The sequence below is a fragment of the Acaryochloris marina S15 genome (assembly GCF_018336915.1).
Lineage (GTDB): Bacteria > Cyanobacteriota > Cyanobacteriia > Thermosynechococcales > Thermosynechococcaceae > Acaryochloris > Acaryochloris marina_A.
In genome coordinates, this window is sequence record NZ_CP064923.1 from 5146427 (window position 1) to 5163585 (window position 17159).

8 protein-coding genes are annotated in these 17159 nt (G+C 46.7%); 2 read left to right on the top strand and 6 right to left on the bottom strand.

Going from position 1 to position 17159, the window contains the following annotated elements; all coding sequences use genetic code 11:
* Positions 1 to 4: 4 nt before the first annotated feature.
* From I1H34_RS23505 to I1H34_RS23515, 3 genes are all read right to left on the bottom strand, one after another.
* Positions 5 to 2212 (bottom strand): hypothetical protein, encoded by a 2208-nt coding sequence (locus tag I1H34_RS23505; protein WP_212663311.1) that lies wholly within the window; start codon positions 2210 to 2212, stop codon positions 5 to 7.
* A 491-nt stretch (positions 2213 to 2703) separates the two neighbouring features.
* Positions 2704 to 3435 carry an ATP-grasp domain-containing protein gene (locus tag I1H34_RS23510; protein WP_212663312.1) on the bottom strand — a complete coding sequence of 244 codons (732 nt, stop codon included), beginning with the start codon at positions 3433 to 3435 and terminating at the stop codon, positions 2704 to 2706.
* A gap of 55 nt (positions 3436 to 3490) precedes the next feature.
* The gene (locus I1H34_RS23515) at positions 3491 to 4363 is read right to left on the bottom strand and encodes a hypothetical protein (RefSeq protein WP_212663313.1); all 873 of its coding nucleotides are present in this window, start codon (positions 4361 to 4363) and stop codon (positions 3491 to 3493) included.
* Between the two features lie 253 nt (positions 4364 to 4616).
* Here I1H34_RS23515 and I1H34_RS23520 point away from each other — a divergent pair, with 253 nt between their 5' ends.
* The gene (locus I1H34_RS23520; RefSeq protein ID WP_212663314.1) at positions 4617 to 8666 is read left to right on the top strand and encodes an adenylate/guanylate cyclase domain-containing protein; all 4050 of its coding nucleotides are present in this window, start codon (positions 4617 to 4619) and stop codon (positions 8664 to 8666) included.
* Positions 8667 to 8669: 3 nt separating this feature from the next.
* On the opposite strand, the gene I1H34_RS23525 is transcribed toward I1H34_RS23520, so the two are convergent.
* From I1H34_RS23525 to I1H34_RS23535, 3 genes are all read right to left on the bottom strand, one after another.
* Complete coding sequence (locus I1H34_RS23525) at positions 8670 to 9101, bottom strand: GNAT family N-acetyltransferase (RefSeq protein WP_212663315.1); 432 nt, start codon at positions 9099 to 9101, stop codon at positions 8670 to 8672.
* A gap of 127 nt (positions 9102 to 9228) precedes the next feature.
* On the bottom strand, positions 9229 to 10014 hold the full coding sequence (locus I1H34_RS23530) for a YdcF family protein (RefSeq protein ID WP_212663316.1): 786 nt from the start codon (positions 10012 to 10014) through the stop codon (positions 9229 to 9231).
* A gap of 151 nt (positions 10015 to 10165) precedes the next feature.
* Complete coding sequence (locus tag I1H34_RS23535; RefSeq protein WP_212663317.1) at positions 10166 to 14047, bottom strand: hypothetical protein; 3882 nt, start codon at positions 14045 to 14047, stop codon at positions 10166 to 10168.
* Positions 14048 to 14875: 828 nt separating this feature from the next.
* Between I1H34_RS23535 and psaA the strand changes: the two genes are divergently transcribed.
* Positions 14876 to 17137, top strand: a complete 2262-nt coding sequence (psaA, locus tag I1H34_RS23540; protein ID WP_212663318.1) for a photosystem I core protein PsaA — start codon at positions 14876 to 14878, stop codon at positions 17135 to 17137.
* The last annotated feature ends 22 nt before the right edge of the window (positions 17138 to 17159 follow it).

Here is a 17159-nt window from a genome sequence, read left to right on the forward strand (position 1 = left end):
ACCATTACTGAAGACGACGTACAAGCCCTGTGAATCCAGCAACCCAAAGTGAAGTGACAATCCAACCAACAGTAATATGAATCCATAAATACCAGCGTACAAGGCTTCCTGGTAACCTTCTCATAAATGAATTAGGTGGGAGTTCAGCTTCTTTATTGGAGTTGGGAAGCCAATACTTTTGTTGATGAAGATCGATAATTGGGACAAACGTATCAAGAGAATATATCAGTGGATTGAAGACTGGATAATTTCTAGAGACCTCTACCGCTAGAGAATTGATTGATTCGAAGGGCCTAACCTGGGCAGGGCTCATTATCTTCGAAGCCCCCCAATCGGGAGACCCTAATGAAAAAACAATGGTTCCAATAAACACAAATTTGAGGGCAAATACTAATACTCGATTGGGACGATAGCCGTGAGCAATGGTGTGGCCTAGAATAAAATTCCATACTCGTGCCCAATAACTCAAATCTCCATAGGCTCGCAGATTATCTTGCTTTCGAATTAGCACCTCTGAAGCAGATTGTTCAAAACCACTTTCTTTGAAAACTTTAGCAAGTTGTTCGTAAGGTTGCGGAGAGAAAACTTTAGAAGGCTGTAGTGCTAGCCATTGAAGTCGAGATTGGCTATCTCTCGGTGATTCTACATGTATTTTGTCATACACTAATCCATCTAAGAAAAGTCTATCCTTTGAAGGCCAACTATCTTCTCTATCAGCAAGAGTTTGAATTTTTGCAGACAGAAAATAGAGGAACATTCCTTCAGGCTTGTCAACCTCTTTTAATTCAAATGCATTAGAGATGTTTGCATAGCTAAAATCAATTTTACCTATAGCTAAGAACCCTTTAGTTAATAGAACTGAACCATTAACTAAAATTTGTTGAGCACAAATTGCTGAACCTTTAGGACAATTAAAAGTTCCACCACGGCAGGAAATATTAGCACCGACCTTGGCTCCATTTAAAGATATACCTCCTATTACCTTAAAATCTTGATTTAGAAAAACGGAGCCTTTAATATCTGTATTCTGAGCAAGAATAGCATATTGAGGACAATCTTCTGAACCACATTTAAACTGACCCTCATGACAGTCTAAACTACCACGAATAGTAGTTCCTATTAAGCGAATCTGACCAGATGATTGAAAGCCTGTACGGAGAAATACTGAGCTAACATTAGCTTGCTCTACTGATAATGAATAACCGTCCGGATTAAAAAATTTTCCATTGTCACATCCAAGGTTGCCACCTATATGGGATTCATTAAAGTTAACTTCTCCGATGGACAAAAATTGCTTACCTAATAAAGCAACCCCTTTGATTTTAGATTGCCCCATATCAAGTGCTGTGCTATTAAGCTTAACCAAAAAAGCATTATCTAAAGAAAAACTATTGCCAATATTTGATCCGTGAAAAGATACACGCCCAAATGCACAAGCATTGTCTAAACGAACAGAACCTTTAACACAGATATTGGTAGCAAGTATTGCATTTATGTGAGAATCTCCAAATATTATACTTCTACAGCATTCAATACTTCCATTAACACTTGTTCCGAAGATACTAAGACCTCCATTCACCTTGAGTGATTCACCAATAATGTTGCCTTGTATCTCTCCATTATTAATGGTTAAAGCATACCCTTGCCGACCATAAAACTCTCCATTATTAAATACTAAATTGCCACCAATTCTAGCTCCGTCTAGCGCAACTCTCCCAGTTGATGTAAATCCATTGCATAATAAGCAGTCACTTGTTATTTCAATGCCGCTGGCTTCTAGCGAAGTACTTATTTCTCTTCCAAAGTCATCATGTGTCTGACTAAAAGCAAGATAGCAACCAGATAGGTCAAGGAATTTTATCTTTGCCCTTTCCAATCGAATTGTCTCTAGGAATATACAATTACGTAAGATTATTGGAAACTCCAGGGTCAAAAAATTCAAATTGAGAGAGTCTTGAATCTTGGCACCAATAATATTAATACCCATATAGGTCAGGAAATCAGAGCCAATAGAATCTGTACAAAGCCAGATAATCAATGATGCACGAATAGCACATTTAGAAGCATGAACAGAGTCCTTTTGAATCTCGTTATCTGTACAAAATCTTGCTGCTTCACCTTTGACTACCGCTTCAAGTAAATGAACTTCAGCAGGCATCAGGGTGAAGTTATTTTCAGCTAATCGAATCAACTGCTCAGCTTTATCACACATATCTAAATAATTATGGAAGGATATATTTTTGCATCTAATACAAATTGAAAATTTCTTATTAAAATAAGAAGAGCAAAATAAGTAGGCGAGGGTATTGAAGCTCAGCTATGTATCAGAATGTAAACATGGCTAGACGTTATATAAATCAAGGCTTCTAATCAAATTTACTATTGAGAAGACAAGTGATTGAATTAAGGCTGACCTACTTAGATCAAGAAGATGTAAAAATATGATCAATAGAAAATATACTTTGCTTATAGCTAAAAAGATTAGAAGGCTTTTAATCCAGGAATGCAAAACCTAAAAAATACTTCTTTTCAATAGATAATTTGAATAGAAAAATTAAATTAAAATACTAATACTGATAATTTATCCGAAAAATTATAAATATCTAAATTTAGCAGAAAGTAGTCAATATACAATATCTTCCTTACACCTATTTTGGTATTTATATTGTTCAAGAGCGAGTTAGAGATGATATAGAAGCAACCTTAAGCGGATACTGCAGCATATCTCAAAACTTCCAAAACCTGAGTCGGTTTACACCCATAGATTCCAGCCCCCCAGGCTGCATTTTGTTCGACCACTGCCCAACCACAATTGCAAATCACACCCACATCAACCACAGCTGCTTGAGGCAGATCAATCGTCTCATCCGCTAAAATTTCGCCAACAAATTCGAGCAGTGCTTCTTCTTCCTCAGGAGTATGGGCAAAGTGATTATCCCGCTGCAGCTCACCCTCACGGAGGTAAACCGAGAAGGTTTTCAACGTCCGATTCAGAATAAAGCAGCGAAACTCCTTCTCCCACGTCACAATCTCAGAAATCAAAACGGGAGTTTCATCAGGATATCCCTCTGGTAGTTCTGGCCCGGTATACACCCGTGCAGGAAAACTCTTATCGTTGGGGGGTTTGACAAAAGCAGCCGTCTCGATTTGTCTAGCCTGCTCCAAAGTACTCAAACGAACCGAACGCTGGCGATATTGCTCCGGTAGGTTTGGCAACCAGTCGATGGGCGGCTCTAGCAGACGACGTTGAAATTGCTCAGCCAGCAGTGGTGCCATCAAAGCCTCCAAATAGAACACAGGCTCTTCAACATCCAGCAGATGTGCAGGGACATCCCAACGAGTGATCCGCTCTACATCCCAACCCAGCTCAATCGCTGCTCGCCATAAGGCCTGAGCATCTTCTGTATAACGGGGTGTCAGTAGGAGTGTTGGCATTAGACGTTATCACGTAGTTCACACAAATCCTAGCGTGCAAAAAAGTATCGAGGGGTCACTCGCCATTCAACTTCGATTGGTAGCGTTGGGTTGTCCACAACTCATTATCCCAAAACTCTTCAACCGTAAGTTGTTGATCCGTTCCTTGCATGATTGCCCAATGGTAGTGACGAATGGGTTTGCTACTGTCATCAAACCCAATACGCACACAACGCCCCACTAGCTCCCACTCACGGTAAGCCGCAAAATATTCCCTGACATGTTTAGATGTTGGCTCAGGCAGCGATTCATTAAAGAGTTGATTGAAAGTATGAACAAATTTCATTGCCCGTTGTTCAATTAACGGATCTACTTGCCAAATATACTCCGGTTCTTCAGGATTATAGGCACCACCCGGTGAAAGGAAAGCATATAAGACAACTGATTCACGGCAGGCTGCCAGCACGACTGGGTCTTTTGACAAAGCAGCAATTGCCACCAAGGAATAGTCATCGGAATCAATTGCAACATGAAATGTTTCAGCCGTTAAGTTGGCAATCGTCCAGGCCGGAAAGGTTTGCTCCATCGCAATGGATAATGCATTTTTACCCTTAGGTAATAAATAGAGTTGGTCAGCTGGAGTCCCAAATATAGGTGACTGGGTGACTTGTTGTAGCCGTTGAAAACTATTGACCCCAGCTACTTCCACTTCCCGCTCCTGGGAGACATTCTGTAACGTTCGAACCAACTGAAAATACCGAGTCAGCTCTGGCAACTCTGTGTAATATCCCTCAACCAGCCCCTTGCCTGGCACAATCGACAATATCGAGGCCACCTCTTCCGCACATTGCAATAGCTCAGTGCTTTCATGGCGTTTCATAGCCTGGCGATAGAATTCATCTAGCCCCAGTACAAAGACTCGATTCGTCACAATTCGTTGTTCAGGCATGGGCTCAGGGTAGGATTTCAGACGCTATTAACGGAGAAAATCACTCAAACCAATGATTTCAATCAAAAAATAGCGTATTCTTCTATTTTCCCCATCTTGATAAGGTGATTAGACATCTTTAGCCATATCCAAATGGGTATAGTTCTTTTAACAGCATGAATAGGTCAAAGTGAGCTGGATCTGACGAATGGCTAGATCATGAGTAAAGATAGAAAGAGTCAACTCACACTGCTCCCAACCAAGGAAAACGATAGTGGCCGAACAGATAGACATCCTGGCGAGTTACGTCCCAGATATTGTCGTGCGTCGGTTACTCAAAGATCCGACTCCCATCGCCAAACCCCAGATTGATCGTTTTCCCGCTGCCGTTATTTTTATCGATATCTCTGGATTCACCATCCTCACAGAGACCTTAGTCAAATCTGGACCTGATGGTTTAGAAACCCTCACCGCTATTTTGAACGCCTATTTTGGCCAAATCGTCGATTTGATTTTGAAGTATGGCGGTGACGTCCTCAAATTTGCGGGAGATGCACTGCTTGCAGTTTGGCCAGTGCAGGAAGCCGACCAGACTCTCCAAAACCAAACTCTCCAGGCCTGTCAATGTGCCCTAGTCATTCAAGAGTTTTCCCAGTCCTATACTGCGACGAGTGATGTATCCCTAGCCCTACGGATTGGCATTGGGGCAGGCGATGTTGCGATCGCACATGTGGGCGGTGTCTATAAACGCTGGGAACATGCGATCACAGGCGCTCCCTTGGGGCAAATTCGCTTAACCCAAAGTCTGGCCAAACCCGGACAAGTCATCCTCTCTCCTGAAGTTTTACCCCTAGTCCAATATCAATGTATCGGCTCCACGATAGATAACCGTTGCTGGCATCTAACCGCTTTGTCAAAAGTAGACCTGCCTGCCAAGGTTAGTCCAACAGAACTGCCCGCTGATTTAGCCGCAGGCCTAAAAGCCTATATTCCCGGCGCAATTCTAGATCGGTTAGAAGCAGGCCAACGGGAATGGTTATCGGAATATCGACTGCTTACCTTACTCTTTATTAACCTGCCCGACTTAAATGCCAATACCGTTCTAGAGCAGTCCCAGCGGATTATGCAGACGCTACAAAGTAGCCTCTATCGGTTTGAGGGTAGCATCAACAAAATTAGTGTCGATGACAAAGGAGCAACCCTGGTTGCTGCGTTAGGAATGCCCCCCTTCGCCCATGAAGATGACGCCGACCGAGGGGTGCGAGCCGCCCTAGAAATGCAGACCAAATTAAAGGGCTTGGGCTGGCGCTGTAGCATTGGCATCACCACAGGGAATGTATTCTGCGGCATCGTTGGCAGTTCCCGGCGGCGAGAATATACCGTGATTGGCGACATCGTTAATTTAGCAGCCCGCTTGATGCAGTCTGCTCAGGACAATATTCTCTGCGACCCCACCACCTATACAGCTGCCCGCCGTCGGCTAGCCTTCACCGCTTTACCTCCTTTAAACCTCAAAGGCATTGAACAACCCATCGTTGTCTACCAACCCTTGGGAGCTCTGAAGCAACAGCAGCATTCCACGCGAACGCTAGTCGGTTGCCAACGAGAACGCCAGCACTTACTGGAATTAGCCCAGATTTTGCAGTTTGATCAACAGGGGGGCACAGCCATTCTGGAGGGCGAAGCAGGTATTGGTAAATCTCAGGTTGTCCTCAATTTCCTAGAGTGGTGCCAAACCCAGGAGCTACCGTTTGTCGTCGGTGCAGGCGATGCCATTGAGAAATTCACTCCCTATTTTGCTTGGCGGCCCATCTTCACTCAAATTCTCCAGCTTGAACAGTTACTTGCAGCAGATAGGCGTCAACGCATTCTAGACCTGCTGGCGGATCGAGCCGATCTGATTGCTTTAACGCCCCTGCTCAATTTCATTTCTGGTCTCGACTTCCCCGAAACCCCGATCACTCAGCAAATGAAAGGCCAAGTTCGGGCCGACAATACCCGCACTGTGCTGCTGTATTTGCTGCAAAAGGGCGTGGATCAAGCCCCCCATATCCTGGTTCTCGAAGATGCCCACTGGCTCGACTCTGCATCTTGGGCCTTGGCCTTGGCCGTCCATCAACAGGCATTGCCTCTGCTCTGTATCATGGCCACCCGACCGTTGGCAGAACCCTGGCCGGAGGACTATACCCAACTTTTAGAAACGGAGCAAACCAAATATCTGCGGTTGCGAGGACTGACTCGCCGCGAAACCCAACAGTTTGTCAGTCAGCAGTTAGAAGTAGCGCATTTGCCTCAGCCTGTCTCAGAATTTGTATATGCCAAAGCAGAAGGCCATCCCCTATTTAGCGAAGAGTTGGCCTATAGTCTTCGAGATAATGGGTTCATCCACATCGAGCAGGAACAATGTCAACTCACAGTCCCCGATCAACGCCTGGAAGGTCTGGATCTACCTAACACCCTGCAAGGGTTAATCACCAGCCGGATTGATCGACTCCTGCCCCCCCAACAGTTAATGCTCAAAGTGGCCAGTGTGATTGGCCGTAATTTTCGGGGTGACTTACTGGAAGCCATTTATCCCCTAGCTGCAGACAAGGAACGCTTACCCGAACATCTGGACAGTTTGCAGCGATTAGAGCTGATTGTCCTCGATACTCCATCTCCCAACTTGGGATATATCTTTCGCCACATCATGACCCAAGAAGTGGCCTATCATCTGCTGGTGTTTTCCCAACGGCGGGAATTACATCGTGCGATCGCAACTTGGTATGAACAAACCTACACCGATGATTTAGCCACCGTCTATACCCTCCTGGCCTACCACTGGCAACAAGCCGAAATCACAGAAAAAGCCACCCATTATTTAGAACAAGCCGGTGAACAAGCCCTCCAAGGGGGCGCCTACCAAGAAGCCGTCGCCTTCTTCTCTCAAGTACTGGCATTACATACTCCTAAGGCCCAGGTCCCACGGATGCAGCTCGCCCGGTGGTATCGCCAATTAGGAGAGGCCCATTACGGCCTGGGCCAATTGCCAGAGAGTCAACACCAGCTGATGCAGGCCATTACCACCCTCGGTCATCCCATCCCCAAAAATGAGCACATCATTGCGATTAAACTGGCCTTCCAGGGGTTGAAGCAGCTCTGGCACCGCCTACAGCCGCACCGTCGAATTACCCCATCCCCTATGCGCCAAGCCCATATTTTGGAGCTGACGCGATCGCAAATTTGCCTGGGGGAAGTCTGCTACTACACCAACGCCAAAACCCTAGGCACCTATGCCACCCTCGTCGGTCTCAACCTGGCGGAAACCGTCCCTCCTTCTTCTGAGCTATCTCGCATCTATGCCAACATGTGTTTTGCGACGGGGGTTTATCAAGTCCATGTTTTAGCCCGGCAATACGGCGACTTGGCAGAACAAATCATCCAAAAAATAGACGTCCAGTTACCCTGCATTAGCTGGATTTGTTTGGTGGTAGGGGCCTATAAAAGCGGCGTAGGCAAATGGCAATCCGCCCGGCACAATATTCAGCGCTCGATTGATGCCTGTCGCCAACTGCAAGATTGGCATGTCCTGGCCCAAGCAGTTGCTGGCATTGCCTTAATCGATCATTTTCAAGGCCGATTCTCAGATGCGATCTCACTTTGGGAAGAGACCCAGGAGTTAGGGGCACAGCATGGCGATATTCAATCCTATGCCTGGGGCTTGATGGGCCAGGCGGAAGAATGGGCCTGCCTAGGCAACTGGTCTACCGCCACCACCTGCGTTGAGGAAGTCCAAGCCATCTTTGCCGAACAACCAGGCCTGATCGCCGACCAAATTCGGTTTGCAGGTATTGCCAGTCGCGTCTATCTCCATAACCAAGACTTGCACCAAGCCCAGCAGGTGATAGAAACGGCCATTCAACTGCTGAGAGAATCAGATCCCATTGCCGTCCATACCCACGAAGGCTACGTTGGTATTGCCGAAAGCTGCATCCATCTATGGACCCATAACCTGCAAGATGCCAAACAGGTGCGTCAAGCCTGCACATCTCTGCAGCAATTCGCCCAGTCTTTTCCCATAACCCAACCTCGGGCCTCGCTCTGGCAAGGGGTGTGGCTCTGGCACCAGGGCAAAACCGCTCCAGCCCAAAAGCATTGGCATCAAGCTCTACAGCTCGCAACCGCCATGGCCATGCCCTACGAACAAGCCCGCATTCATCAGCAATGGGGACAGTGCCTCGACCCTCAAGATCCCGAACATCGGCACCATCTAGATCAGGCTCAACAGTTGGTGGAGCAGCTCGGCGAGTCACCCGTAAGTGATACGGCCCCTGCGATCGCATAACCCCTAGTCCTGATCAAACACCATCCGGTAATAGGCTCCTTCTGGAGAGTGGCCCGTGGAGGCAATGCGCCATCCTTGGGATACATAGAATGCGATCGCAGCCGTATTGCGCTGTACACATTTCAAAGAAACGGGTCTATCCACCTGGGCCAGACAACTTTGTAACAGAGCACTGCCGATTCCCCTGCGGGTGAAGTGCGGATCAACAAACAGATGATGGACAAAGTTTTGCGGTGCCCACCAGGAAATGTACCCCACCGGGCGATCTCCCACAATCGCCACCCAAATCAATTCATCCTCCGTCGTCCGATCAAAATCTCCCAGCTGATATCCTTGGGGAGACTCCCAGGTAAAGGCAACAGTTCGAGATGCCAGGTAAATTTCCCGAAGATACAGCAGATCATCCAGTTGATAGGGACGCGTATCAAAGTTCATCTGGATGCTGGCTGACAATAGACCTCTCACAACCCATAAAGCCTAGACTCCAAAATCATGATTTCACAATTGGGCCGCTACGATCCTCACAACATGACAGATCTTCAGCAGTCCCCATCATCACCATTCAAGCCCAGCCTCGTAGTCGGTAAATCGAAAATCCAATCCATTCTTTCAGGGCCTTGGTGGTGTAGTTTAAGGCTTCAACATCTGGCAGCAACCGCAACACAAATCCTAAAAACCCAGCATTCTCATTTACTTCCGTCACCTGAAAATCTGTTGGAGCCGCAATCACAGGTAACCCTAATTTTTCAAAAATCGCCATCGACCGGGGCATATGAAACGCAGAGGTCACTAGTAATAAAGGCCCCTCAATCTCATTCTGCTCCAGCACTTGTTTCACATTGGTGGCATTTTCAAAAGTATTAAGGGAGTCAGGCTCAAGCAATAGGGCAGACTCTGGGACTCCCATAAGCTTCAATAGCTCAGCCATATCTAAGGCTTCCGCCTGGCCGCCTCCTTTCCAATAAATGCGTCCCCCTGCCAAAACCACTTTCGGGGCCTTGCCCTCTTGATACAGCTTGGCAGCATACAATACCCGATCACCGGCCTCAGAGACTTCAACCCAGGGTCGAGGCGAATGAGCTGTTCGAGTACATCCCCCCAGAACAACGATTGCATCGGCAGTGGCATTCTGTTTTAACGGTGGATACTGATGTTCTAAGGCATACAGCAAACCATCTCCCACCCAACCATTAGCAGAAAAGAAGAGAATGCCTAAGGCCAGGCCAACGGAAATAGCAGCGACTTTGGGACGTTTCCAAAAGGTTGCGATCGCAACCAATAACAGCACCGTACTCAACCCCACTGGATAGATCAGTTGAGGGAGCAACTTGGATAGAAATAGAAACATACACCTTTAGCTCAAACCATCATCAGCGTCTCACCCTCAGCACACTCGAAGGATCTCTGGGAGTGAACACAGCATCCTTCAAGCCTCTCCCAGTATTACGCTTTTAAATTAGAAATTGAGGAATTCTCTATCTCAGCTATTCGGGTCTCACTTATGGACTAGGAGACGGATTTACTGGTGCCGGTGCAGGTGGAATACTCGTCGTCTTACCAGGGAAAAAACGACGATAGTAATCGCCGGGGTCAAACACCTGAGGTTCTGACTTCTGCACTTGAGCCTTGGGTAGAGCTTCAACCGGCTTTTTGACACTCTGGCTAGAACTAGAGACTTTGGACTGACTCGATGATGACGCAGAAGGAGTCGTTACATTAGGTCTCTGTGTCTTGGGCTGACTCGGCGAAACTTTTGAAGAAGTCTGGGCCGGGCTGGATGGCTTTTGGCTATTAGTCGGTGCTGGTACAGCTTTCTTTTGATTAGCAGGAGGCTGAAACCACTGCCGTCTCTTTCCTTGAGTTCGAGAAGACTCCGCAGGCTTAGCTTGTTCAGATACTTTCTGGGTAGCAATATTGGGCTTGATTGTCGAAGACTGACTTGCCTTGGGCTGCGTTGGTTTCGGAGTTGCAGGAGTCGTTTTGAGTTCAGTCTTCTTGATTTGCTGCTGTTGTTGCTGCCACCTACTTCGTAGGGATGAAAAGACCGAATCGGCTTGCTTCTGCTGGCCTGATTGAGCTGCTGACTTGGGTTCAATAGGCTTTATAGGCTCCTTAGCTGTAGGTTGTGATGGCTTCTGAGGAGATTTAGCGGGTATGCGTTGAGAAACGGGCTTCTTCTGTTCGGTTTTCAGAGTTGCAGACGGCGTCGCCGGAGAGACCTTATTTTGGCTAGGAGGCTTAGGCGTAGCAGTAGTCGCACCCGTCGCTTTCTTGGGGGCAGTTTTTACCAGAATGGGGCTGGCCTGCTCTGCAGGAGACATCAGTTGTTTTTGCTGCTGCCATTTATCTCGCAAAGAAGAAAAGACTGAATCTGTTTGCTTCGATTTAGCTGGCTGATCTGTGGCTGGCTTAGGCTCAACAGGCTTAGCTTTTACGGTTTCCTTAGCAGTAGATTTCAATGATTTCTGGGCTGCGCTTTGAGAAGTGGGTTTCTTCTGTGTCGCTGGAGTTGAAAACGGCCTCGCAGGAACGACTTTATTTTGACTTGGAGATTGAGGCGCAGCAGTGGTCGTACTAGGTGCTTCTGGAGAAGCAGGTTTCACTGGTGCTGGTTTAGCCTCCTGTCCAGATGTCATCAGCTGCTTCTGCTGCTGCCATTTACCTCGCAAAGACGAAAAGACTGAATCTGCTTGCTTCGATTTAGCTGACTGAGCTGATTTAGCTGCGGCTGGCTTGGACTCAACAGACTTAGCTTTTACAGGCTCCTTGGCTGTAGGCTTGGCAACCGACGATTTAGGTGTTGAACTTTGAGAAGTAGATTTCTTGGGTTCAGCCTTCACAGGTGAAGACGGTCTAGCAGGAGAGACCTTAGTCTGGCTAGGAGGCGTTGGCACAGCCCGTGTCGTAGATGCTTTATTAGGAGCAGACTTGGCTGGAAGTTGAGCTTTCTCTTCAGGAGACATCAGCTGCTTCTGTTTCTGCCATCGATCGCGAAAAGTAGATAAAGCTGAAGGTTTGGACTTCTCCTTAAACTCCACAGAAGATTTGGCCGCCTCCTTCCGAGTCTGCTTATCAATACTTGGACTGGTCGTAGACTTGGCCTTTGTCGTTGTCTTAGCAGGGGCTGTTGCCTTTTCTGGTGTTGCGCTGGACTTAACTGAACTGGGAGGGGTGGCGGAGTTAGGTGAAGGACTCGATGGGCTAGGCTTCTGAACGGCTGGTGCTGCACTTTTTTGCAACTGCTGCAATCGGTCACGGAACCCAGAAAATACAGAAGTATTGGACTCTCCAGACTTTTGAACGGGAGCTTTGGGTTGTGGTTTCTCTGGACTGATAACTACAGGTTTTGGACTCGATTCAGCAGTCTTCGGTTTCACCGCAGAGGATTTAGGCTGTTGGGTAATTGGGAGCCGGGAGGAAGATGACTTTGATGGAGGGGCGACTTGTGGCTTAGCTGGTGCTTTTTGAGATGGAGGAGTGGTTGAGTTCTTAGCTTTGGTAGGTGTTCCTCGTTGATTCGTTGAGCGAGGACTAGGCTGCACTTTTTTAGGGGATGTAGTGGGCTGCTTACTGGATGGTGCACTAAGATTTGGAGTCGGCTTGGACTCTACAGGCTTAGGAGCTATTGGCTTAGGAGCTGTAGACTTAGGTGCTGGCTTGGACTCTTCTTTCTTAGGAGTTATAGAACTGGGTGCGGGCTTCGGCTCTGCTCCTTTGGCTGGTGATTTCTCCCCAATAGTTGATGTTGAGGGTTTAGCCGATTCCTGAGCAGGTCGCACCTGTTGCCAAAACTTGGTAAAGGTCGTTGTCAGCGTAGACTCTTCATCTTTCTGAGCAGATTTAAGTTGCTCAGATCGGTTCGGACGTACTTGTGACTTCTCTTTAACAGGTTCTGGAGCCGGAGCTTTCGCTGCTGGCGTCGGAGAGACTTTAGAGGTTTCTTGTCTGGGAACCGCAGTTTTAGCTGTTGACTTAGAAGAGGTGTCTACTTTCGACGATACGGATTTCTCTGAAGATTTTGGTGCGGTTTTCTTAATAACTGGAGACTTTTCAGCTGGCTTGGGTTGAGGCTGCTTTGGAACAGATGGAGGTGCAGCTTTCTGTTTCGGCTCTGGTGTTAAAGGCTTCTTCTCCGCTTTGGCGCCAGAGTCCCGTGGCTTCGTCAGAGCAGGTGCAGATTTACCAGGCTCTGTTTCTTTAGCTTTAACCGGTGCATCTTCTTTAATAGGTATGCGGACAGAAGAAGGAGCCGAGGAACTTGCTTTTCCTTTAGTTTGATCGGCAGACTTCTGAACTTTCTGTGCTGGAGCAGTGGGTTTAGCGGGTTTATCAGGCTGCTTCTGAGTCTCTGGTGATTTTGTTTCTGCTGACTTCGTTGGAGCAACCGATTTCGCGGGAGTAGGCTTGGGTGCAGGTGCTGTCGTTACCTTAGGCTTTGGGGTAGCTGCAGGCTGTTTTAGCACTGGCGCTGGAACTGGCTCAGATTTGGGTGTTTCTGTCTTTGAAGGTTTAGCTGCTTTAGGCGCAGGGGTTAAGACTGGAGCAGGACTAGGCGCTGGCTTAACAGGAGGTTGAGGTCGTTTGTAGTTAGAATCAACAATCCCCCCTGCATCCAGCGCGGATAAATCACCTCTGATGATCTGGGAGAGGGTATCGTTACCGTTTTCTGTGAGCTCAACAATTCGAATGGTGTCATTAAAGGCATTCTCTATTTTGCGACCCTGCCGATCCATTAATTGCATCTGCACCCAGTTCTTACCAGGCTTTAGACCTTGAACATAAAAAGGTTGCCATTCATCAATATGAAACTTAGAACCATTCACAGATATCTGAGCTTGCCAATTCCTTGAATTAGAGTCTTTTTCAAGCACGTTACTCAAGAAAAAATCAATCAGTACAGTATCTGTGCCAAAAACACCTTGGGGTTGCCCGTAAGTGAGCAACGGCTCATCGGTTGAAGGATTATTCTCTTCAGTCTTGGTAAACACATGAAAAGTCGTTTGGGCAAAGGCACTAGAATTTTTGAAGCTTTCAGACCAAGGGCGAGTGGCCACTGCCCGAATCGTATGAGTTCCCGGTGCTAAGTCTTTAAAAACTAAGGGCTGATTCAGGTCATAAACTTCTTGAGCAGGCTGATTATCTAGGAGAACATTGAGGTGAGGTCCCAGGTCTAGCTTTGCATCCTTAAATAGAGGTAAATCTTTAACATCGAAACGGACCGAAACAGAATCATCTTTAAGCAGCTGATCAGCAGCAGGGCTGAGGATTTTCACCTGAGGCTGATACCGATCCATCTTGGATCGCAACTTTTGAATCGTTTCAGGCGGCGACACTTCAACAATATCGGTGACTTGTGAGAATTGGCGGGAAGGCGCTGACAAGACAGGGGGAGCAATAGATAAGCTGAGCCCCGCGATGAAACATATAAGCGTGAAACTACCCAGCCACCCGACTATTGTCTGCCGACATCGCATACTAAATACCTAGAAATACTTATTTATAGTGATTGTGAAAATCTTTCTCTAGGGGAACTATACCGGAAAAGCCTCGCACTAATTGATGAAATGTGAAGCTTGCCCCCCGTCAACAACCCATAAGAATCTACAAATAGAAACATAAGAATTTCTTATAAATAACACGCATTAACCTCTAAAGATAGATATCTTTTGGGTCCATGTATCGACTTCTTTCAATGGCGTGTTTCAAGTCGCAAAAAACCGACAAAAGACTTGAAAACAAAGGAATTCAGAATTCATAGAGCGATTCACCACTACCTTTAAATCAGTGATTTAACAGCAGAAAAAGGCAAAAGAGTAAATTTTTATCACGCATTTTGAATATTTATAACCATATAAGTTTTTTTACTCATCTTTGATCGTGTGATTCCTACCCATCCTAGGCACCTTAATTATTGTTAATTACCGGAAAAAGTCCTGTCAGCCTTCTATAATTCACAATTGAGAACTCCATTCCAGATGGCTTTCCACTGCTGCTTCAGCACTCTGTCATTTAAAGAGATTTGTCTGTTGCTAGCGAAATGTAAACCTAAGGTGGCGGTTTTATTAAAAAGCTTTGAAGTCTTTATACTTAAAGCGATTTTGCTGATTTATATGTATTTTTTGCATAGCATCAGCGCCATTCTCTAGGAATGACACTGCTATCTGGTGAGGATGCTCATTCCTTGCTTGTCCAAAGAGAGGAGAGTCTCAATGACAAATAGCCCAGGTGGGCCAGAGACGAAAGGCAGAACAGCTGAAGTTGACATCAACCCCGTCAAAGCTTCTTTAGAAGTCGCGGGTAAACCAGGTCACTTTAACAAGAGTCTGTCGAAGGGTCCCCAAACCACAACTTGGATTTGGAACCTTCACGCTCTAGCTCATGACTTCGATACACAAACTAACGACCTGGAAGAAATTTCCCGCAAAATCTTTAGTGCCCATTTCGGACACTTAGCAATTGTTTTTGTGTGGATCAGCGGGATGATCTTCCACGCTGCTCGTTTTTCTAACTACTACGCTTGGTTAGCCGATCCACTTGGCAACAAACCCAGTGCTCACGTAGTTTGGCCCATTGTTGGTCAAGATATTTTAAATGCAGATGTAGGTAATGGATTCCACGGAATCCAGATTACCTCTGGCCTTTTCCATATATTGCGTGGAGCTGGAATGACAGCTCCCATCGAACTTTACTCCACCTCTATTGGTGCCTTGGTAGCAGCTGCAGTAACCATGTATGCCGGTTACTTCCACTACCACAAGAAGGCTCCAAAGTTGGAGTGGTTCCAAAATGCTGAAGCAACCATTGGTGGTCACCTCATCAATTTGCTCGGCTTAGGTAACTTAGCTTGGACCGGTCACCTGATCCACGTTGCTTTGCCTATCAACAAAATGTTGGATTCTGGCATGGCGCCAGAAGATATTCCGATTCCGCATGAATATCTTCTGGATAAAGCCTTTATGGCCGATTTGTATCCAAGTTTTGCCCAAGGGCTAACGCCTTTCTTTACGCTGAATTGGGGTGTGTACTCTGATTTCTTAACCTTCAAAGGTGGACTTGATCCACAAACTGGTGGGTTATGGATGACGGATATCGCTCACCACCACTTGGCTCTAGCTGTGATGTACATCATTGCTGGTCACATGTACCGGACTAACTGGGGCATTGGCCATCACATGAGAGAAATCATGGATGCCCATAAAGGACCCTTCACAGGTGAAGGCCATAAAGGTCTCTATGATGTCTTAACCACTTCTTGGCATGCTCAGCTAGCCATTAACCTCGCATGTTGGGGTTCTTTCAGCATTGTTTGTGCCCATCACATGTACGCAATGCCTCCTTATCCATATTTGGCAACAGATTATGCAACTCAGTTGAATCTGTTTGTTCATCACATGTGGTTAGGCGGTTTCTACATTGTGGGTGGTGCAGCTCACGCTGCTATCTTCATGGTGCGAGATTATGATCCCGCCATGAACCAGAACAATGTTCTGGATCGCATGCTTCGTCACAGAGATACGATCATTGCTCATCTCAACTGGGTCTGTTTGTTCTTAGGATTCCATTCCTTCGACCTATACATCCACAACGATGAAATGCGTTCTTTGGGACGTCCTCAGGACATGTTCTCTGATACAGCAATTCAGCTTCAGCCTATCTTTGCTCAATGGGTTCAAAACCTGCAGGCAAACGTAGCTGGAACGATTCGAGCTCCCCTTGCTGAAGGCGCAACTAGCTTAGCTTGGGGTGGCGATCCCATGTTTGTCGGTGGCAAAGTTGCCATGCAGCATGTTTCCTTGGGAACTGCTGACTTCATGATTCACCACATTCACGCATTCCAGATTCACGTTACCGTTCTCATCCTCCTCAAAGGGGTTCTCTACGCTCGTAGCTCTCGTCTGATTCCAGACAAAGCTAGCTTGGGCTTCAGATTCCCTTGCGACGGACCAGGTCGTGGTGGTACTTGCCAATCTTCAGGTTGGGACCATGTGTTCTTGGGTCTGTTCTGGATGTACAACTGTATTTCGATTGTCAACTTCCACTTCTTCTGGAAAATGCAATCGGATGTCTGGGGTACCGCCAATGCAAGCGGTGGAATAAATTACCTGACAGCAGGCAACTGGGCACAGTCTTCAATCACCATTAATGGTTGGTTGCGAGATTTCTTGTGGGCCCAATCGGTTCAGGTGATTAACTCCTATGGTTCTGCCCTATCTGCCTACGGAATTCTCTTCCTAGGTGCCCACTTTATCTGGGCTTTCAGCCTGATGTTCTTGTTCAGTGGTCGTGGCTATTGGCAAGAGCTGATTGAGTCTATTGTTTGGGCTCACAGCAAATTAAAGATTGCCCCAGCTATCCAACCTCGCGCCATGAGTATTACTCAAGGTCGTGCAGTTGGGCTTGGCCATTACCTCTTAGGTGGAATTGTGACCTCTTGGTCCTTCTATCTAGCTCGAATTCTCGCATTAGGATAGGCAAGGAGGACTTTGAAAACTC

Bases quoted from the DNA above. Each gene is read 5' to 3' on its own strand.
- I1H34_RS23505 (WP_212663311.1), bottom strand. From the start codon at position 2,212: ATGTGTGATAAAGCTGAGCAGTTGATTCGATTAGCTGAAAATAACTTC.
- I1H34_RS23510 (WP_212663312.1), bottom strand. From the start codon at position 3,435: ATGCCAACACTCCTACTGACACCCCGTTATACAGAAGATGCTCAGGCC.
- I1H34_RS23515 (WP_212663313.1), bottom strand. From the start codon at position 4,363: ATGCCTGAACAACGAATTGTGACGAATCGAGTCTTTGTACTGGGGCTA.
- I1H34_RS23525 (WP_212663315.1), bottom strand. From the start codon at position 9,101: ATGAACTTTGATACGCGTCCCTATCAACTGGATGATCTGCTGTATCTT.
- I1H34_RS23530 (WP_212663316.1), bottom strand. From the start codon at position 10,014: ATGTTTCTATTTCTATCCAAGTTGCTCCCTCAACTGATCTATCCAGTG.
- psaA (WP_212663318.1), top strand. From the start codon at position 14,876: ATGACAAATAGCCCAGGTGGGCCAGAGACGAAAGGCAGAACAGCTGAA.